The organism is Natronosalvus sp. KLKA75 (genome assembly GCF_059736265.1).
Window position 1 is genome coordinate 2,387,000 of record NZ_CM185522.1, and the last position, 19,775, is coordinate 2,406,774.

General features: G+C 65.2%; 17 protein-coding genes and 1 pseudogene. 15 read left to right on the forward strand and 3 right to left on the reverse strand.

Going from position 1 to position 19,775, the window contains the following annotated elements; all coding sequences use genetic code 11:
* Window positions 1–43: 43 nt before the first annotated feature.
* The 8 genes and pseudogenes from AC6I65_RS11565 to AC6I65_RS11600 all read left to right on the forward strand — a co-directional run bounded on the left by AC6I65_RS11565 (window position 44) and on the right by AC6I65_RS11600 (window position 9,337).
* Window positions 44–659 (forward strand): annotated as a pseudogene (locus AC6I65_RS11565) (flavin reductase family protein).
* A 79-nt stretch (window positions 660–738) separates the two neighbouring features.
* The gene (locus tag AC6I65_RS11570; protein ID WP_497902026.1) at window positions 739–1,287 is read left to right on the forward strand and encodes a hypothetical protein; all 549 of its coding nucleotides are present in this window, start codon (window positions 739–741) and stop codon (window positions 1,285–1,287) included.
* Between the two features lie 138 nt (window positions 1,288–1,425).
* Window positions 1,426–2,337, forward strand: coding sequence for an ABC transporter ATP-binding protein (locus AC6I65_RS11575; protein ID WP_497902027.1), 912 nt, complete (start codon window positions 1,426–1,428; stop codon window positions 2,335–2,337).
* Window positions 2,334–4,214 (forward strand): PrsW family intramembrane metalloprotease, encoded by a 1,881-nt coding sequence (locus tag AC6I65_RS11580; protein WP_497902028.1) that lies wholly within the window; start codon window positions 2,334–2,336, stop codon window positions 4,212–4,214. Before AC6I65_RS11575 ends, AC6I65_RS11580 begins: the two co-directional genes overlap by 4 nt.
* Window positions 4,215–4,227: 13 nt before the next feature.
* Window positions 4,228–5,289 carry an ABC transporter permease gene (locus AC6I65_RS11585; RefSeq protein ID WP_497902029.1) on the forward strand — a complete coding sequence of 354 codons (1,062 nt, stop codon included), beginning with the start codon at window positions 4,228–4,230 and terminating at the stop codon, window positions 5,287–5,289.
* Window positions 5,290–5,372: 83 nt separating this feature from the next.
* Entirely contained in the window at window positions 5,373–7,961 is a 2,589-nt protein-coding gene (locus AC6I65_RS11590) for a penicillin acylase family protein (protein WP_497902030.1), read from the forward strand.
* Window positions 7,958–8,323 carry a hypothetical protein gene (locus tag AC6I65_RS11595; RefSeq protein WP_497902031.1) on the forward strand — a complete coding sequence of 122 codons (366 nt, stop codon included), beginning with the start codon at window positions 7,958–7,960 and terminating at the stop codon, window positions 8,321–8,323. The genes AC6I65_RS11590 and AC6I65_RS11595 overlap by 4 nt, the downstream gene beginning before the upstream one ends.
* Window positions 8,324–8,362: 39 nt before the next feature.
* Window positions 8,363–9,337 (forward strand): aldo/keto reductase, encoded by a 975-nt coding sequence (locus AC6I65_RS11600; RefSeq protein WP_497902032.1) that lies wholly within the window; start codon window positions 8,363–8,365, stop codon window positions 9,335–9,337.
* A 25-nt stretch (window positions 9,338–9,362) separates the two neighbouring features.
* On the opposite strand, the gene tenA is transcribed toward AC6I65_RS11600, so the two are convergent.
* Both tenA and AC6I65_RS11610 read right to left on the reverse strand, forming a co-directional pair.
* Window positions 9,363–10,061, reverse strand: coding sequence for a thiaminase II (tenA, locus tag AC6I65_RS11605; RefSeq protein WP_497902033.1), 699 nt, complete (start codon window positions 10,059–10,061; stop codon window positions 9,363–9,365).
* 109 nt (window positions 10,062–10,170) lie between these two features.
* Window positions 10,171–10,830 carry a glycerophosphodiester phosphodiesterase gene (locus tag AC6I65_RS11610; protein WP_497903203.1) on the reverse strand — a complete coding sequence of 220 codons (660 nt, stop codon included), beginning with the start codon at window positions 10,828–10,830 and terminating at the stop codon, window positions 10,171–10,173.
* A gap of 214 nt (window positions 10,831–11,044) precedes the next feature.
* On the opposite strand from AC6I65_RS11610, the gene AC6I65_RS11615 reads away from it, so the two are divergent.
* From AC6I65_RS11615 to AC6I65_RS11635, 5 genes are all read left to right on the forward strand, one after another.
* Window positions 11,045–11,758 (forward strand): SDR family oxidoreductase, encoded by a 714-nt coding sequence (locus AC6I65_RS11615; RefSeq protein ID WP_497902034.1) that lies wholly within the window; start codon window positions 11,045–11,047, stop codon window positions 11,756–11,758.
* A gap of 205 nt (window positions 11,759–11,963) precedes the next feature.
* Window positions 11,964–13,094 (forward strand): branched-chain amino acid ABC transporter permease, encoded by a 1,131-nt coding sequence (locus AC6I65_RS11620; protein ID WP_497902035.1) that lies wholly within the window; start codon window positions 11,964–11,966, stop codon window positions 13,092–13,094.
* Complete coding sequence (locus AC6I65_RS11625) at window positions 13,091–14,398, forward strand: branched-chain amino acid ABC transporter permease (protein WP_497902036.1); 1,308 nt, start codon at window positions 13,091–13,093, stop codon at window positions 14,396–14,398. The genes AC6I65_RS11620 and AC6I65_RS11625 overlap by 4 nt, the downstream gene beginning before the upstream one ends.
* Complete coding sequence (locus AC6I65_RS11630; RefSeq protein ID WP_497902037.1) at window positions 14,391–15,251, forward strand: ABC transporter ATP-binding protein; 861 nt, start codon at window positions 14,391–14,393, stop codon at window positions 15,249–15,251. Before AC6I65_RS11625 ends, AC6I65_RS11630 begins: the two co-directional genes overlap by 8 nt.
* Window positions 15,248–16,081, forward strand: coding sequence for an ABC transporter ATP-binding protein (locus AC6I65_RS11635; protein ID WP_497902038.1), 834 nt, complete (start codon window positions 15,248–15,250; stop codon window positions 16,079–16,081). The genes AC6I65_RS11630 and AC6I65_RS11635 overlap by 4 nt, the downstream gene beginning before the upstream one ends.
* Before the next feature lie 139 nt (window positions 16,082–16,220).
* Here the strand turns inward: AC6I65_RS11635 and AC6I65_RS11640 are convergent, their stop codons facing one another.
* Window positions 16,221–17,531: an ABC transporter substrate-binding protein gene (locus AC6I65_RS11640; protein WP_497902039.1), complete on the reverse strand. Its 1,311-nt coding sequence runs from the start codon at window positions 17,529–17,531 to the stop codon at window positions 16,221–16,223.
* 315 nt (window positions 17,532–17,846) lie between these two features.
* On the opposite strand from AC6I65_RS11640, the gene AC6I65_RS11645 reads away from it, so the two are divergent.
* Entirely contained in the window at window positions 17,847–19,391 is a 1,545-nt protein-coding gene (locus tag AC6I65_RS11645; protein WP_497903204.1) for an acyl-CoA carboxylase subunit beta, read from the forward strand.
* Window positions 19,391–19,744, forward strand: coding sequence for a DUF8022 family protein (locus tag AC6I65_RS11650; RefSeq protein WP_497902040.1), 354 nt, complete (start codon window positions 19,391–19,393; stop codon window positions 19,742–19,744). Before AC6I65_RS11645 ends, AC6I65_RS11650 begins: the two co-directional genes overlap by 1 nt.
* The last annotated feature ends 31 nt before the right edge of the window (window positions 19,745–19,775 follow it).

Below are 19,775 nucleotides of genomic sequence, written 5' to 3' on the forward strand. Positions count from 1 at the left end.
ATCCGCGAAACGAGAGCCGCGGCGGAGGCGCTGATCGGCAGTGATCGATCCCACGACGTCAACCGACGCGATCGAAATCGACGTCGACGAACGGGAGGGGTCGCTCTATCGAGTCCTCTCGAGCGCGGTCGTCCCGCGCCCGATTGCATGGGTCAGCACCCGAAGTGAGGCCGGCGTCGACAACCTCGCCCCCTACAGCTTTTTCACCGTCGCCTCGGTTGAGCCACCGGTCGTCGTCTTCGCGCCGGTCGACGGTGCGGACGGCCCCAAGGACACGCCGCGGAACGTTCGCGACACCGGCGAGTTCGTCGTCAACCTCGTGACCGAGGACCTCGCGGAAGCGATGAACGAAACCAGCGCCACCCTCGAGGCCGGCGACAGCGAGTTCGAGCACGCCGGTCTCGAGCGCGCCGAGTCGGCCGTCGTCGCACCGCCGAGAGTCGCGGATTCGAAGGTTGCCCTCGAGTGCACCCGCAGAGACCTGCTCGACGTTGGCGGGTCCACGCTCGTCCTCGGCGACGTTCGCTACGTCCACCTCGACGAGGAGGTGACGACCGATGGGAAAATCGACGTAGCGAACGTCGACGCCGTCGGACGATTGGCCGGGAGCTGGTACGCGAAGACCGACGAACGATTCTCCCCTCGAGCGACCACCGTAGCCGGGTTCGACGGACTCGAGCTTCGCGAACGGTCCCGGAAGAAAGCTTTTCGACGTACCGGGGACAATCCCCGAGCAACGTGAGCGACCGACGAGGCGATGCTTCCGGCGAGAACCCGGCGGCTCCCGGGGAGACGGTCCCTCGAGCGGAGTCGTTGCCCCTCGTCGACGTCCTCGAGACGGTCGCAGTCGGTGCCACACCGCCGCCGGCGCTGGGGCTATTCGCGCTGGTGGTGCCGTCGGTGCCGGTCGGCCAGGCGGTCTTCGTCGGCGTCCTGGTCGGCGCGATCCTCGCGACGTACCGACGAGGGATCGAGGCCGTCAGAGCCGAAGACGGAGACGGGGACGGGATAAAACGTCGCCTCCGCATACCCGGCGCCGACGACCCCAAGGGCGATGGATTCTCGCTACTCGCTCGTCTGACCGCTCGAATCGAGGGCACCGTCCTCGAGTGGGTCGTCGTCGGGGTCGTGGGGGCGATCGGACTCGCTTCCACCGTCGAACTCGCTACCGTCGGATTCGAACGGGTTGCCCCTCGAGTGCTCCTGTTCGGGTTGCTGTGTGGGCCGGCGGCCCTGTTCGCAGTCATGGTGCGATTCAGTGCGCCGGATAGGCAGGGCTCGGGTTAGAGACGGGAATAGAGGAGAGGGAGAGAGCCAGGGAAAGCCACCGCGTGACACGCCCTCGCGCTGCACGAATTGCACTCGCTCGAATCACGACCGGCCGCTAGCCTTTTCTGCGGGGTCTCCTTCTATCGATACAATTGAATGATTGACGTTGCGGATCTACGCAAGGAGTACGGCGGCTTCGTCGCCGTCGAGGGAAGTTCGTTCTCGATCGACCGCGGTGAGGTGTTCGGCGTCGTCGGCCACAATGGCGCCGGCAAGACCACGACGCTGAAGATGCTCGCGGGGTTGATCGAACCGACCGACGGTACCGCGGTGGTGGCCGGACACCCCGCCGGATCGTCGGCGATGCAGCGCCGTCTGGGCTTCCTCCCCGAGGAGTCGCCGCTGTACGAGGAGATGACGCCCATCTCCTACCTCGAGTTCTTCGCCGACCTCTACGACGTTCCGGACGACGTGGCGAGCGAGCGCATCACCGCCCTGCTGGATCGCCTCGACCTCGAGCACCGCGATCGAGAACTGGGAAACATGTCGAAGGGCATGAAGCGCAAGGTCGCCATCGCCCGCGCGCTGGTCAACGACCCCGACGTGCTCATCTTCGACGAACCCGCCTCGGGGCTCGACCCGCTGACGACGAACGCCATCCTCGAGTTCACGCTGGAACTCAGCGAGGAGGGCAAGACAGTCGTCTTCAGTGCGCACAACCTCTTTCACGTCGAGAGCATCTGTGACCGTCTCGTCATCATGGCCGAGGGGGAAATCGTCGCTCGCGGGACCATCGAGGACATCCGCTCGACTTACGGTGGGACGAGTTACCACGTCTTCGTCTCATCTGGCGGGACCGAAGTGGTGGGAAGCGACGCGATCGCCGCCCCCGTGACCGAGATCGTTCGCGAGAACGGCGACCTGCGATACGTGGTTCGAGACCTCGAGGGCGTCGACGCCGTCCGCGACGCCGTGGAGGCGGCCGGCGGCTCCGTCACCGACATCCAGACGAAGACGCCGAGTCTCGAGGAAATCTTCCTCGAGGTAGCCGGGGAGGCGGCTGCGTGACGGTCGGTTCCGACTCGAGCGATCCTCGAAGCCAGCGCCAGGACACGAACGACAGCCCGTCGAGAGCGGACGCCGTTCTCGGATTCGTCCGCCGAACCGCTCGGATCGCGCGCTGGGAAGTCTCGCGGAGCGCCGGGACGGTCGACCGAAAGACGGTCCTGATCGTCCTCGCGCTCGCCCTCGTCGTCGGTATGGTGGGTGTCGCGACCCTCGACGAAGGCGTGGGTCTCGAGGATGGCCTCTATACCGTGGCCGTCGACGAGGACAGCCCCTATCACGCGGTCGCCGTCGAGAATCCGACGTTCACGGCCGTCGAACCGGGCACCGACGCCGACGTGCAGGTGTACCGCGGCGACGTCATCGATCCCGACAGGGCACAGACCTCGAAAGAGAGGGCCGCCTACGCCGCGTTCGCCGACGCCGTCGAGACCTACAACGAGGAGCGAATGTACGCGGAGGACGACCGGACCGCAGCGTTCCCCGTCTCCGTGACGCTGACCTACCAGCAGCGATCCGGCCTCGATTCGGCGAGCGGAGGGACCGACTCGAGCAACGGCGGATCGACCGGATCCGGCGCCGGTTCGACGGACGGTGGCGACGGTTCGACGGACGGTGGCGACAGCTCGAGCGACGGTGGCGGCGCTCCCGCGGACTCGAGCGACAGCCCTGGTTCGGGCATCAGCGTACCTGAGTTCGGCGGCGGTTCGATCGAGGCGTCGAGCCAGCCCCAGACGCCGGGCTCGATCACGCCGCCGTTTCCCTTCCGGTCACTCGTGCTCGCGTTCCTCTTCGTCGTCCCGATGAACATCGTGATCCAGTCCTACGGGAGCACGATCATGGACGAACGGATCAAGCGCCGCGGCGAGTTGCTGCTGGTTTCGCCCGCCTCGCGATACGAAATCGTCGCCGGGAAGACGCTCCCGTACCTGCTGGGGCTCCTGGGAATCGTCGTCGCGATCGCGTACGGGATCGAGGGGAGCTGGCTGTCGGTCGCCGCCGTCGTCCCCATCGCGCTGGCCTTTCTCGCGGCCACGTTCGTCGGGGCGATGTTCGCCCGCTCGTTCAAGGAACTCACGTTCGTCACGGTGACGGTTTCGGTGGTGCTGACGACCTACACGTTCGTTCCGGCGATCTTCACGAACGTCACGCCGATCTCGCTCATCTCGCCGCTGACACTCGTCGTCCTGGACCTCCAGGGCGAGAGCGTTCGCCTCGGGGAGTACCTCTTCTCGACCGGACCGCTGTCTCTCGGCGCGCTCGTCCTCTTCGGACTGGGGCTCGGGAGCTACCGCGAGGAGGACATGTTCACCCAGAAGACGATCCCGTCGAAGGCGGTCGACGCTGTCGCCGCCCACGTCAGCGGGTACGCCAGCGTGCTCGCGATGCCGATCGTCTTCATTCCGTTCGTCTTCGCCGGCCAGTTGCTCACCGTCGCGCTCGTCTTCGCGCTCCCGCAGACGGTGTCGCTCCCGGTCGTCTTCGTCGTCGCCGCGCTCCTCGAGGAACTCGCCAAGAGCCTACACGTCTACGCGGGCTACGCCCACTCGCGGTTCGAGGCGTCCGTCCGAACCGCCGTCGCCCTCGGGGCGCTCTCGGGACTCGGCTTCTTCCTGGGCGAGAAGCTCACCCACGCCGTCCAGTTCGTCGGGCTTCCCGACTTGCTCGAGGGGCAGGCCGCGTTCGGTCCCTCGCTGTCCGGCGCCCCCGTTGCCGTGGTAGTTGCCGTCTTCCTCGCACCGCTAGCGTTGCACGCCGTGACGGCGATTATCGGGGCACTCGGCGCCAGTCGAGGCCGGACCGCGTACGCACTCGGCCTCACCGCCGCGACGCTCGTTCACGCGGTCTACAACCTCGGGGTGATCGCGCTTGTCGCGTGAGCCTCGAGCGGACGTGGACGACTCTACCCTGCACGCTCGACTGGCCATCGTCCGCCGCGAGTGGCACTCCCTGCGCTCAGAGAAGACCATCGTGCTCGCGCTGGCGATCCAGCTGGTCATCGCCGGCTTCTCGGGCTTCCTGGTCGTCGGCCTCGTCTCGCTGTACGACCCCGGCGCGGTCGAGGGCCAGGAGATGACCGTCGCGCTCACCGGTGACGACAGGGACGCCCTGCTCGAGGCCGTCCACCATCGAGAGGCCATCGAACCGCGGCTCTACGACGACCGCGGAGCCGCCTACGCGGACTTCGATCGGCGAGCCGTCGCCGCCGTCGTCGAGACCAACCGCCTCGAAAACGGCCGGCTCTCGGTCGTGGTCACGGCACCCGACGAGGGGATTGGGACGACGCTGTTGATCTCGGGACTCCAGGAGACGTTCCGCACGGTGGAGTTCGAGGAACGGCGGGCGAATGCCGACCGGCTCGAGTCGCCACCCCTGTCCGTGCCTACGACGAGCGCGACCCCGTACTTCGGGTTCACCTACACCATCCTGGTGCCGCTCTTGTTGTTCCTGCCGGTGTTCATCAGCGGCTCGATCGCTGTCGATTCGCTGATCGAGGAGCGCCAGCGCGGCACGTTAGAGTTGCTCCGGGTGGCGCCGCTGTCGTTCCCGGACGTGATCGACGCGAAACTCGTCGCGACGGCCAGCCTGGCCCCGTTACAGGGACTCGCCTGGCTCCTCCTGCTCGCGTTCAACGGAACGGCGATCGCCAACCCGGCGGCGCTGATCGTCTTCGTCGCCGCGTTGGCGTTGCTCATCGTCGCGCTCGGAATGGGTGTGGCGCTGTACGCCCCGGATCGACGCCAGGCGCAGTTGCTCTACTCGGCGGGCATCGTCGGCCTCCTGGTCGTCACGAGCCTGCTGCCAGAACATCCCGCGAACACGGTCGCGAAACTGGCCATCGGAAGCGAGACGCCGACGACCTGGCTCCTGTTCGCCGGCTACGTGGTGACCGGTTTCGGGGCGTACCTGTTGCTCCAGTGGTGGCTCGAGCGGGTGGACCAGGCGGCCCTCTAAGGGGATTCGGAGTCGGCACGCCCGCCGACCCTCCACCGCCGCGACCCGAGTAGTTATACGCTACCCACCGAATGTCATCGGCCGTGAACGAAGGAATCACCCGCCGGGGTGCACTCGCCGCGGGCGTCCTCGCGGGCGTCGCCGGTCTCTCGCTCTCGTCCGCGAGCGACCTCCTCGAGCAGTTCGCGCCGCTCTCGGGCAATGCGTGGAACGCCGCCGATCGGGAACGCCCGGAACGCGTCGAGAGTCCCTACGGCGACGCGACCGTTCGAATCGACGACGAGGGGGTCCCCCACGTCGAGGCGGACGACGAACGGGCGGCGTACTTCGCCGTCGGTCACCTCCACGGGTTCGATCGCGGCTTCCAGCTCGACCTTCAGCGTCGGCAGATGCGGGGCGAACTGTCGACCGTCGTCGGCGAGGCGACCCTCGAGAGTGACGAGTTTCACGTCCGGATGGACTTCGCTGAGGCCGCAGAAGCCACCTGGAACGCCCTCGAGGGGACCCACGCCGGGTCGCTCATCGAGGCCTACGCCGACGGCGTGAACGCGGCGCTCGAGGGCACGACGCTCCCGCTCGAGTTCGAACTGCTCGAGTTCGAGCCGGACCCGTGGGTGCCCGCCGACACGCTCTTGATGGAGAAACAGATCGCCTGGACGCTCACGGGGAACTTCAGCGCGCTTCGGCGCCGGGTACTCGAGGATCGGCTCGAGCCGGCAATTCTCGAGGCGCTGTTCCCCGAGCGGATGGACCACGACACGCCGGTGCTGCGAACGGATCCCGAGCACGTCGACGATCTAGGAGAACTCCGGGGTGTCCGTACCGGCGAGGACAGTTCGGAAGACAGTGCGGCCGACGCCGGCGACGAAGACGGGGAGGACCGAGGGAACGGCGACGGGAGCGACGAAGACGGGGAGAACGCGGAGAACGGGGACGGAACCGACGCCGAGGAATCCGGCGCCGGGAACGAGGAGACGACTGACGCTCACAACTCGAGTACCCCCTCCCTGGCGACGTGGCTCTCGCGATTCGAGTCACCGCCCGGGGTCGGCTCGAACAGCTGGGTGGTCTCGGGCGAGCACACCGAGAGCGGGACGCCTATCGTCGCGAACGACCCGCACCTCCAGTTGATGACGCCGCCGCTGTGGTACGAACAGCACGTCGAGACAGCCGAGACCTCGGTCCGCGGCGTGACGTTCCCGGGCGTCCCCTTCGTCATCATCGGCGCCAACGAGGTCGCCGGCTGGGGCTTCACGAACGTCGGCGCGGACGTCCTCGACTGTTACACCTACGAGATCGACGACGAGAACGAGCGCTACCGGTATCGGGGCGAGTGGCGCGAGTTCGAGACCGAGGAACGCGAAATCGCCGTCTCGAGCGGCGAGAATCGAACGATCACCGCCAGGAAGACCGTTCACGGCCCGTTGCTCGAGCGCGAGGGCGAGACGGTCGGCGTCGCCTGGACGGGACTCAGCGCGACCCGGACGACCGAGGCCGTCTACGACCTGACGGTCAGCGAGGGCGTCGACGACGCGCTCAGGGCCGCCAGCCGGTTCGACGTGCCGACCCAGAACCTCGTGTACGCAGATGCGGACGGACGGACGCTGTACGTCGCCGTGGGTCAGTTGCCGATCCGCCGGGATGGCGACGGCTCGAGCGGCGACCCAATCGCGGACAATCGCGTCTTCGACGGTTCCGCGGGCGAAGGCGAGTGGACGGGGTACGCGCCCTACGGCGTCTCCGACTGGGAAGCTGGCGGGTTCGTCCCCTTCGAGGAACAGCCCGCGGCGATCGATCCCGAGTTGCTGGCGACGGCGAATCAGCGGACCGCGGACGACCCCGAGCATTACGTCGGTACCGCCTTCGCGATGCCCTATCGTGGTCGGCGGATCTACGACGTGCTCGATGCCAAGGCCGACGAAGGCACGGCAACCAACCTCGCCTTCCACCGGGAACTCCAGACCGACCGCCGCGACGAGCGCGCCGTCGACACGGTTCCCGACTTGCTCGAGGCCGGAATCACGGCACTCGAGGATGGGGCGGTCGACGATCCCAACCAATTCGAGGACGCTCTCGAGACGCTCGAGAACTGGGGCCCGGAGTACGAGATGGTGCGCGACTCACGCGGGGCCCTCCTCTTCGCCCGCTGGTTCGAGCACCTTCGAACGGCCGTCCTGGAGCCGATCTTCGAGGCCGTCGACCTCGGTTCCGAGTACTACCCGAACGACTGGGTCGTCGCGACGCTGCCAGCCGAGAGCCCGGTCTTCGAGAACCGCTCGCGGGAGGCGATTCTCGTCGAGGCGCTCGAGACGACCCTCGAGGAACTCGAGGAGGAGGGGTGGGACACCTACGGCGACTGGAACACGACCGACCCCGTCGCTCACCCCTTCGGCAGCGAGGCGCCGTTTCTCAGCTACGAGGAACGTTCCACCGACGGCTCTCGGGCGACGATCGACAACTACCGCGTCGAGAGCGCCGTCGGCGCCAGCTGGCGGATGGTGGTCGAACCCGGTGCCGAAGCCTGGGCGATCCTCCCCGGCGGGAACTCGGGCGACTACTTCTCGCCTTACTACGACGACCAGTTCGGGCGGTGGGCCGACGGCGAGTACAAGCCGATGGACCTCGAGGCGAGTGGCGAGACGGCGACGCGGTTCGAGGGGGTGGACCGATGACGACTCGCGAGGCCGGGAACGGGGCGTCGACGACGGCACGAGCGACGCTGGCTCGAGTTCGAACCGAACGCCCGATTCACCTCCTCGCCCTGCTCGTCGCCGTCGGCCTCGGTCTCGTCCTCTCGTGGCTCCACTGGACCGGTCTCGTCGCCGGGGGCGTTCTCGTCGGCCTCGTCGCACGGAGCCTCCTGCGGGCGCTCGGCTACGGCCTCGGTTTCGGACTCGTCGTGCTCGTCGTCTTCGCGTTCGTGCTCGGTGGTGGTCGAGGTCCGGCGCTCGAGATGGCACCCGCCATCTACCTCACCGTCGGTGCGGCACTTGGACTCCCCGTGCTCGGGTCGCTGGCTCGCGGCGTCGTCTGAAACGAGTGGCTATTTGGCTCCGACGGTCGATCATCCCGCATGGAGTACACGACCCTCGGCTCGACCGGCATGGAAGTCAGTCGCCTCTGTTTGGGCTGTATGAGCTTCGGCTCGAGCGACTGGCGACCGTGGGTGCTCGACGAGGAGGAGAGCCGCGAGATCATCGAGCGGGCGGTCGACCTCGGGATCACCTTCTTCGATACGGCGAACATGTACTCGCGAGGCGAGTCCGAGCGGATTCTCGGGAACGCGCTCGAGGGCCACCGCGACCGGTCGGTCGTCGCCACGAAGTGCTACTTCCAGATGGACGAGGACGACCCGAACTCGGGTGGACTCTCGCGGAAGGCCATCGAGCAGGAACTGGCGGCCAGCCTCGACAGGCTGGGGATGGACACGATCGATCTCTACCAGATCCACCGCTGGGACGAGGACACGCCGATCGAGGAGACCCTCCGAACGCTCGACGACGCCGTCCGGCGAAATCAGGTTCGGTACCTGGGCGCTTCCTCGATGTGGGCCCACCAGTTCGCGGACGCGTTGCACGCGAGCGAGCGACTGGGCCTCGAGCGGTTCGTCACGATGCAAAACCACTACAATCTCGTCTACCGCGAGGAGGAGCGAGAGATGCTACCGCTGTGTCAGAAGCAGGGCGTCGGCGTACTCCCCTGGTCGCCGCTTGCTCGAGGCTACCTGACCCGACCGGACGAACGGGTGGATGCGACGACCCGCGGCGACGCCGAGGAACAGCTGTACGCCCACCCGTACCGCGAGGGCGGCGGCCGTGAGATCAACGTACGCGTCGAGGAACTGGCCGAGGAGAAGGACCTCACGATGGCCCAGGTGTCGCTGGCGTGGCTCCTCCACCAGGAGTGGGTCGACGCGCCGATCGTCGGCACGACGAGCGTCGAGCACTTAGAGCAGGCCGTCGAGGCGCTCGACGTCTCGCTCTCGCGTTCGGACCTCGAGTACCTCGAGGAGCCGTACGAGCCGATTCGCGTGTCCGGTCACGACTGATAGGAATCCAGCTACGACTGATAGGTTACTTCGAGTCCACGTGGTTTCGTTCTCCGGTCGCTCCCGACAGCCCCCAGTCTTCTCGCTGGTAGGCCATCTCCCAGAACCGGTACTCGAGTTTCGCACTCGTCAGGAACGCGCGTTCCATCGCCTCGTGTTCGCCCGGATACCGTTCGCCACAGCGGTCGACGAACGCGCGCATCCAGGCGACCGAGTCGCGAAACTCGTCGCTCGTGTACTTCTCGATGAACGGCGTGTAGCGGTGCTCCTCAGTCGCGAGGTCGTCCATGTGGGCCGCGATGTCGAGGTAGCCCTGGCCGCAGGGATAGATCGCGGCGGCGATTTCGGCGATCGACCCCTCGTAGGCCGTCCGGAGGAGGAAGTTCGTGTACGCGACGCACGTCGGCGCCTTCTCGGTGGCCTCGAGGTCCGCCTGCGAGAGGCCGTACTCCTCGGCGAACGAGCGGTGTAACTCGAGTTCGTCGCCCAGGATAGAGTGCGCGACCGAGAGCAAGTGTGCCCGCGTGTCGGGGTCTCGAGACTTCGATCCCGCGATCGAGAACGTTCGCGCGTAATCGAGCAAGTACCGATAGTCCTGGCGTACCCACGCGCGGAACGCCTCGTCCGCGAGCGTTCCCGCCGCGAGCTCCCTCACGAAGGGATGGGTCTGCTGGGCCTCCCAGATCGGCGTGCCGGTCTCGAGTAGCTGGTCGCTAAACGCCATCGTGGGGGACTCCGCACTCGGGCGATATAACTTGGTAGTATTCGTCGAGAATACCGAGCTCGAGATCGGAGTCGTTCACCTGGATGGCCACGGAGTGTCAGTGGGGCGGCTACAGATTTAGCGGCCGATCGGCGGAGATACAATCGACGCCGCGATATCCCAATGCACGGGCGAGGAGTTCGTGCTCGATCGACCAGGCGTGAACCTCGAGGCCGAGCGCCTTCGCTCGCGGCACTAGCCGAGTAGCGAGACAGCGCCAGTAGTTCGCCCCGATCACGTCGCAGTCGAGTTCGATGGCGGTCGTCACCGGGTGCTCGAGGTGGCGACTGGCCAGGAGACCGGTCGGCTGGTCGGGATCGAGTTCGCGTATTCGTCGGAGCTCGGGGTGGAGAAACGAGGTCGTCACGACTCGGTTTTCGACCCACTCGAGCGCCTCGAGTACGTCCGCGGCGATGCCGAGTTCCTTCATCTCGAGGTTGACCTCGAGCGACGGCGGCAGCGCCTCGAGGACCTCCTCGAGCGTCGGAATCGTGTCCTCGGAGTCCAGGACGGTGAGCGCTCGCAGTTCCTCGAGCGGGCGATCCGCGATGGCGCCGGACTCGACGGTGACGCGTTCGAGTGTGTCGTCGTGGAAGACGACGAGTTCGCCGGAGCCACACCGTCGAACGTCGAACTCGACGGCGTCGGCGTACTCCGCTGCCGATCGAATTGCGGTGATCGTATTTTCGGGGGCCGATCGGGCGAATCCGCGGTGAGCGATGAGTCGCATTGCCTGCGTGGACACACTGGACGAACGTGCTTGAAGTCTGCCCTGTCGATTGCCGCCGTGGTCTTTCGCATCGGAGTGTGATTTCGGTCGTTCCGCACTCGAGAGCGACCTCGGCCATTCCGCACCGACGTTCGAGTTTGGTCTTTCGCCCTCGAGTGTGATCTTACTTCACTCGCCCTCTAGTTTGATTCGGCTGGGCGTGGACGGGTCGCTCATGTCGACACCGATACTCGAGTTCGACGGAACCGTCGCGGTTATCACGGGCGCCAGCGGTGCGCTCGGAAGCGCTGCAGTCGACCGCTTTCGGGACGCAGGCGCGACCGTTTGTGCCATCGACGTCGTCGAACCCGACGACGAGGACGCCCAGCTCGACCCCGACGCGGATACCCACTTCTACCAGGCCGACCTTACGGACGAATCCGCCGTCGAGTCCCTCGTCGAGACGGTACTCGACGATCACGGCCGGATCGATCACCTGCTGAACATCGCCGGGACCTGGCGTGGCGGGAATCACGTCGAGGAAACGCCGCTCGAGGAGTTCGAACTGCTGGTCGACGTCAACCTCAAGTCGGCGTTTCTGGCATCGAAACACGCCCTTCCACATCTGCAGGAGACCGGAGGTGCCATCGTGAGCGTGAGCGCGCGCTCCGGGCTCGAGGGTGGGTCGGGCGACGGCCCCTACCGGATCACCAAAGCCGGCGTGAAAATCCTGACCGAGACGCTGGCGGAGGAAAATCGCGGGACGGTCAGGGCGAACTGCGTCCTCCCCAGCGTGATCGATACGCCTGCCAACAGGGAGATGATGCCCGACGCGGATCACGACTCGTGGGTCGACCCGGCCGACATCGCCGGGGTCATGGCGTTTCTCTGTAGCGACGGCGCCTCGGTGACCAGCGGCGCGGCCGTTCCAGTGTACGGCGAGGCCTGACCGTTCGCGCTTCTCGGGACTCGAGTGAAGAGGCCTTTTATAGCCCACTCGGAACCGATCTGATCGTACGCGGGGTACGGACCGATCGACGAATCCTCAATTGACCTAACTGTTTTGTACCCCGACACTGTCTCGTGATCTCGTGCCACTGAGACCGAAGAGTTATTTATACCTGCACTCGCTTGGTTACGTGATAGCTTCACACATGGGAGGTTCAGAATCATTAACTTGGGGAGCCCGCATACGCGAGCAGCCGTTTCTGTTCGTGGCGATTCTTGCGGGCGTGTTGCTGGTGCTCGACCTGATAGCCAGGCTCGCAGGGGTCGAAATACCGATGATCGGCGGACGAACGTTCGGTGGGCAACTGACGTTCAGTCGATTCAGAGGACTCGTCTGGAACGGCATCGTCGTCGGCCTCATCTTCGGCCTCGCTGGCATCGGACTCTCGATGACGTACAGCATTCTCAACTTCGCGAACTTCTCTCACGGCGATCTGGTGACCACTGGTGCGTTCACCGGCTGGGGTGCGGCGCTGCTGGTCGCCGGATGGGGAACGGCGGATACGGGATTTCTGTTGCTGGTTCGCTCGGGGAGCGGCCCGAATGTAAACGAAATCGGCGGCTCCATCGTCGAAGCACCGCTCGGTATCTTACTCGGTGTCGTCGTTGCCGCCGTAGCCACCATCCTCGTGACGGTGCTCATAGATAGGCTCGTCTACAAACCGATGCGCGACAGGGGCGGCATTTCCCTGTTGATCGCCAGCATCGGTGCGGCGCTCGCGCTCCGGTACGTAATCCAGCTCGTCTACGGTGGCTCCAACCGCGGCGTCACCTCGACTCAAGATGTCGAAACGGAGATCCTCGGCCTCTCCATCGACCTCCACGAGGCGTCGCTGGTCATCGTCGCCGTCGGGTTGATGCTCGGGATGCACCTCATGCTCCAGCGAACGAAACTGGGGAAAGCAATGCGGGCGATGGCCGACAACAAGGACCTCGCGCTCGTTACCGGTATCCCGACCGAACGCGTCGTGACGGCGACCTGGATCATCGGCGGGGCGCTCGCCGGTATCTCCGGCTACCTGTACGTGCTCGAGCGCGGAACCATCGAGTTCAACCTCGGCTGGTTCCTCCTCCTGTTTATCTTCGCCGCGGTCATCCTCGGCGGGATTGGCTCGATTTACGGGGCGATCGCGGGCGGGTTCGTCATCGGCTTCGTTCACGAGGTCTCGCTCGTCTGGATTCCCCCGGACTTCAACGCCGCTGCGGCGTTCGTCATCATGATCCTCGTCCTGCTCTACCGTCCGCAGGGCATCTTCGGCGGGGTGACGACCGCATGAACGTCGAGACCGAAAGTGGCGAACCGTCGGGCGCCGACGACCCTTCGAGCGACGAACCGACCAACGTTCGCGCTGTCTTGGCCCAGGAACTGGCCGCGACAGATTTCCGGCTCATCCTGGTCACGCTCCTCGGCGTGTACGCACTGTTCGCCGTCTTCACGTTCGCCTCGGGTAACGGTATGGGGGCACTCAAATCGCAGTACACCCGGTTGTCGTTCCTGTTCGCCGCCTACGCCGTCCTCTCGCTGGCTCTGAATCTCCAGTGGGGGTACACCGGCCTGTTCAACATCGGCGTCGCGGGGTTCATGGCCGTCGGCGTCTACACCATGTCGCTGCTATCGACGCCTCCGGACGCGATTTCGGGCCAGGGTCTGGGCCTTCCGCTACCAATCGGCGTCGTCGCCGGCATGATCGTGGCCGCGCTGGTTGGACTCATCGCAGCCGTCCCCGCGTTGCGCCTTCGCGCCGACTACCTCGCCATCGTAACCCTCGGCCTTTCCGAGATCATCCGCCTCACGGCAAACTCAAATAATCTCTCGGAATGGACGGTAGCGACCTTCGGGTTCGGTACCGGTGGCGGGAGCGGGACGGACCTTCCTGCCCGCCCGACCAACGCGCTCGTCGAGACCTACTATGCGGCCAACAATACGCTCGCTCAACGCGCTGCCTGGGTCATCGTGATGGTCGGGTTCGTCATCGTCATCTACTGGCTCCTGGCACGTGTGGGTAACTCCCCGTTCGGGCGAGTCCTCAAAGCGATTCGCGAGGACGAACTCGTCGCCCAGTCGCTCGGTAAGGACACCCGCTGGTTCAAGATCAAGGTGTTCATGCTCGGGTGTGCCCTGATGGGACTGGGCGGCATCCTCTGGCAAGGTTCCCAGAGTTACGTCAGTCCGGACTCGTTCCGTCCCATCCTCACGTTCTACGTGTTCATTGCCGTCATCATCGGCGGTTCGGGATCGAACACGGGGAGCGTCGTCGGGTCGATCCTCTTTGTCGGCCTCCTGTTCGAGGGACCACGGACCCTCGGGAACATCGTCTCGAGTACGGTCGACATCGGGACTGCACCGGGAACGTTCGCCGGCGCGGTCGAACCCCTGTTGTTCTTCAACTTCGCGCCGCTCCTGGCGTTCCTGATCGACAACATCTCGGCGTTCCGATTTATCCTGCTCGGCATCGTTCTCGTTATCATTATGCAAAAACGACCGGAAGGGATGCTGGGCCATCGAACTGAATCGGCCGCCGCAGTCGACCTCGGCCGTGACACTCGTGCCGGAACCACCGGAGGTGACCGCGATGAGTGACGCGACCCGCACCGACGCGGAGGATGCGGCCCGGGCGGCGGGGACAGAGGGGACGACCGACGATCGCTCCGATCTGTCCACCGACGTCCCACTCCGAATCGAAAACTTGCGGAAGACTTTCGGCGGCATCGTCGCCGTCGACGACGCGACCTTCGAGGTCGAGGCCGGATCGCTCACCGGACTCATCGGTCCGAACGGGGCCGGCAAGTCGACGACGTTCAACTGCATCGCCGGTGCACACACACCCGACTCGGGCACGGTCACGTTCCAGGGCGAGGACATCACGGGGCTCCGCCCCGAACAGATCGCCAACCGAGGACTCGTTCGTACGTTCCAGATCGCGCGCGAACTCGAGGAGATGACCGTCCTCGAGAACCTGATGCTCGCCCCGAAGGGCCAGCTAGGCGAATCGCTGTGGCGCTCGGTGACGCCGTTCGCTCGCGGCGAGGTTATCGAACAGGAAATCGAGATACGCGACCGCGTCTGGGAGATGCTCGACTTCTTCGAGATCGATCACATCGCCCACACACAGGCGGGCACCCTCTCGGGCGGCCAGCGAAAGCTGCTGGAGATGGCGCGAGCACTAATGACGGACCCCGAAATGTTACTGCTCGACGAACCGCTCGCGGGCGTCAACCCGACGCTCGAGGAAAAGTTGCTCGATCGAATTCACGAACTGCGCGGGCAGGGATACACGTTCCTGCTCGTCGAGCATGACATGGACGTTATTATGGAAAACTGCGAACACGTGATCGTGATGCACCAGGGATCGGTTCTGGCAGAAGGCGAACCGGAAACGATCCAGGAGAACGAACGGGTGGTCCAGGCGTACCTGGGGGAGATGGACGTATGAGCGCCGATCAGTCACAAACGAAATCGCAATCGCAATCGGCCGAGACGGAGTCGAACCGAGCCGCCGAACCTACCGGAGATGACGCCGTCTCCGCCCTTCGCGACCCGCTCGCGACGGTCCCCGACGAGACCATCCTCACCGTTCGCGACCTCGACGCCGGCTACGGCGACCTCCAGATCCTGACCGACGTCGACCTCGACGTCGGCGAAGGCGAGTACGTGACTATCGTCGGACCGAACGGCGCCGGGAAGTCGACGCTTATGAAATCCGTCTTCGGATTGACGGCACACATGGGCGGATCGATCACGTTCCAGGGCGAGGAGATTCATCCCCTCGCTCCCGAGGCGATCATCCACAAGGGCATCAGCTACGTCCCCCAGAACGAGAATATCTTCGGGACGCTCACCGTCGAGGAGAATCTCGAGATGGGCGCGTACATCCTCGACTCGGTGCCCGAGGATCGACTCGAGGCCGTGTACGAACGGTTTCCGGTGCTTCGAGAGCGCAAGGACCAGAAAGCCGGAACGATGTCCGGCGGGCAGCGACAGATGGTCGCGATGGGACGGGCGCTGATGCTCGACCCCGACCTGTTGCTGCTGGACGAACCGTCGGCCGGCCTCGCCCCCGACCTGGTCCAGGACATGTTCGACCGGATCGACCGGATCAACGACGACGGGAAGGCAATCTTGATGGTCGAGCAGAACGCCAAAACCGCCCTCGGACGCTGTGATCGAGGCTACGTGCTCGCCCAGGGTGAGAACAGCTACACCGACACCGGGGACCGGTTGCTGGCAGACGACGAGGTACGCCAGCAGTTCCTCGGCGGGTGATCGGTTCCCGGAAATCGGCGAACCTCTTTCGTACGGTGTTTTGCGGGCTCACTGTTTCTCGAAGGCGGATATCGAAACCGTGACAGCCACGGCTCGAGTCGGGGCACCGAACGCTAAAAAATAGCCCGCGGACGACCGATTATTCGGCTTCGAAGTCGATCGTGTCCTGCACTTCGATGCTGCCACCCTGGTATCGCATGACGTCGTAAGCGACGCTCACCTGGTCGCCGTTGTCGTCGAAGTCGACGGGCGAGGAAGCACCCACGTAGTCGATTTCCTCGCCACCGGCCACTGCGGCGGCGGCGTCGGCGAGTTCGCTCGGTCCATACTGATCTCCCTCGGGGTTTGCGACTACGGGAATGTTGTCACGGACTGCCGTTCCATCGACCTCGTCGCCACCGGCCGAAATCGTCGCAAGGGTGATGACGGCGGCCGCGTCGTAGGCCTGAGCGTTGAAGACCTCAGGGGCGGAGCCGAACTCCTCCTCGTACAGGTCGGCGAAGAAGTCCGCACCAGGGCCGGCGGCGCTCGGGGCCGTCCCCCAGACGTCTTCCATCTCGTTCCCGACTTCGCCCGGCAGTTCCGAGTCGATGAGGCCGTCGGGAACGATGATGGAACCGTCCCAGTCGTCCGCGTAGTCGCTGTAGTAATCGCGGAAGAGCGTAATGCCCGACTGCGGGAAGCCGACGACCATCAGTACGTCCGGTTCCCCGTCGAGGGCGTCACCAATCTGTGAACTGTAGGTGGACTGTTCGGCCTCGAACGACACCTGGTTCATCACTTCGCCACCGGCTTCCTCGAACGCGTCGACGTACGAAGACTCGAGCGCCTGCCCGTAGTCGTCGTTCAGATACAGGGTCGCGGTCGAACTCCCCTCCAGGTCCTCCTCGACGACCTGCGCCATGACGGGGCCCTGGAGCGCGTCGCTCGGACACGTCCGGAAGATGAAGCCGTCGTCCTCGAGGTCCGTGACCGCCGGTGCGGTCGAGGAGGGCGACATACCGACGACCTGGTTCGGGATGAAGGCCTGTCGGGTCACCTGGAGGTTGACGTTCGAGGCGGCCGGACCGACGACAGCGGGCATGCCGCTGTCGACGAGACTCTGTGCGGCGGACTGACCTGCGGAGGGGTCGGTTTCGGTGTCGCCGGTCTGGACGTCGAAGTCGAGAGAGTCGCTGAGCTGGCGTTCGACCAGTAGCGCCCCGTCACGCATCGTCCCTCCGAGACTGCCGAGGTCGCCCGTCTCGGGCATCAAGACCCCGTATCGAACGGTTCCACCGTAGTCAATCTCAGCACCGCCGTTGTCGGTATCGTTCCCGTTCCCGTTCCCGTTCCCGTTCCCGTTCCCGTTGCCGCCGTCTCCCTGCCCATCGAGGCAGCCAGCAACACCGAGTGCACCTGCCGCACCGATACCGGTTAGCACCTTCCGTCGTGGTAGCTTCTGTACCATGTTCCCTGATATCGCGGGGGATACAAAGACTTTATGCGTGTAATTGATCATGTCCCGATATTTTACTCCCCTGTCGTGGCAAATCCGAGCCCGAGAGGATCAACGCGTCCTGTTTTTGCTGACACTATCGTTGCCAAGAATTGATTTCGAGAAGGGCGAGCAATGTAGTCGCTACACTGGACGGGAAACTGGCAGATGCTGCTGCGGGCGTCAAACGGCGGCTGCCTGGTAACAAATGGCCATCCCAGAACGCTTTTTGTGCCCCTGGTCGTTCCCTCGGGCAATGAGCAGACACGGGTGGAACGACCGATGACGATGGAAGAGCGTATCGAGGAACTCGAGTCCATGCGCGAGGAAGCGCTGCTCGGCGGCGGCGAGGAGCGGATCGAACGCCAGCACGAGAAGGGGAAGATGACCGCGCGAGAGCGCATCGAGTACTTCCTCGACGACGACACCTTCACCGAGTTCGACCAGCTCCGGACCCACGAGGAGCGCAACTTCGGGATGGAAGAACGCAAGGTCCTCGGCGACGGCGTCGTCACGGGCTACGGCGAAGTCGACGGACGGAACGTCTTCGTCTTCGCCCACGACTTCACCGTCTTCGGTGGCTCGTTAGGTGAAGTCTTCGCCGAGAAGGTGACGAAGGTGATGGACATGGCGATGGAGGTCGGGGCTCCGGTCGTCGGCCTAAACGACTCCGCAGGCGCGCGCATCCAGGAAGGCGTCAAGAGCCTCGCGGGGTTCACCGAAATCTTCCGCCGGAACCAGCAAGCCAGCGGCGTCGTTCCCCAGATTTCCTCGATCATGGGACCGTGTGCCGGAGGCGCCGTCTACTCCCCCGCGATCACCGACTTCATCTTCATGGTCGAGGACTCGAGTCACATGTACATCACCGGTCCCGGCGTCACGAAGACCGTCACCGGCGAGGACGTCACCCACGAGGAACTCGGCGGCGCGCTCACGCACGCGAACAAGACGGGCGTCGCCCAGTTCGCCTGTGAATCCGAGGAACAGGCCTTAGACGACATCCGGCGACTCCTCTCGTACCTCCCACAGAATAACGTCGAGGACCCGCCCCGCGTCGAACCGTGGGACGACCCCGACCGGCGGGACGAGGCCCTCGAGTCCATCGTCCCCGACAACCCCCAGAAGCCCTACGACATGACCGACGTCATCGGGACGGTGATGGACGAGGGCTCGTTCTTCGAGGTGGCCGAGAACTACGCGAAGAACCTCGTCGTCGGCTTCTCCAGGCTCGATGGCCGATCGGTCGGCGTCGTCGCGAACCAGCCGCGGGTCAACGCCGGGACGCTCACCGTCGACGCTTCGATGAAGGGGTCGCGATTCGTCCGCTTCTGCGATTCGTTCAACATCCCCATCGTGACCTTCGTCGACGTGCCCGGCTACATGCCCGGGACCGACCAGGAACACCGCGGGATCATCCGCCACGGGGCGAAACTGCTCTACGCCTACTCCGAGGCGTCGGTTCCGCTCTTGACGGTCATCACCCGCAAGGCCTACGGCGGCGCCTACTGCGTGATGGCCTCGAAGAACCTCGGCGCGGACATCAACTACGCCTGGCCGACGGCCGAAATCGCCGTCATGGGCCCGAAGGGCGCAGTCAACATCCTCTACCGCAAGGAACTCGCCGAGGCTGACGATCCGGACGCACTGCGCGAGGAACTCATCGAGGAGTACCGCGAGGAGTTCGCCAACCCCTACACCGCCACGGACAAGGGCTTCCTCGACGACGTGATCCGCCCGACCGAAACCCGCCCGCGGCTGATCCGGGACCTCGAGATGCTCGAGACCAAACGCGAGGACACGCCCGACAAGAAACACGGGAACATCCCCCTGTGATGACGGCGAACGACTCCGAGGCACTCGAGGTCGAGGGTGGCTCGGGCGAGCGAGCGAATGACGAACCCACCGACACCGCCATCGACGTCGACGTGACGCTCGAGGAATCCGTCTCGATCACGCTCCCGGCGGACGCCACCAGCGAGGAGGCCGCGGCCATCGCCGCGGCGATCGGTGCCCACCTCCGGGACCTCGAGGCTGCGGCGGCCGCCCAGACCGACGAGGAGACCTGGGACGGCAAGCGCTGGTCGTTCGCCGGCCGGATCGACGCCCAACAGGGTCGAACCGTTCGCGTCCCGACTCGAGCACCGACGAACCCCTGGGCTGCGGCGGGGCGAGCCGATCGGTTCTGAGGGCGTTGCGGGCGTTGCGAGCGCCTCGCCT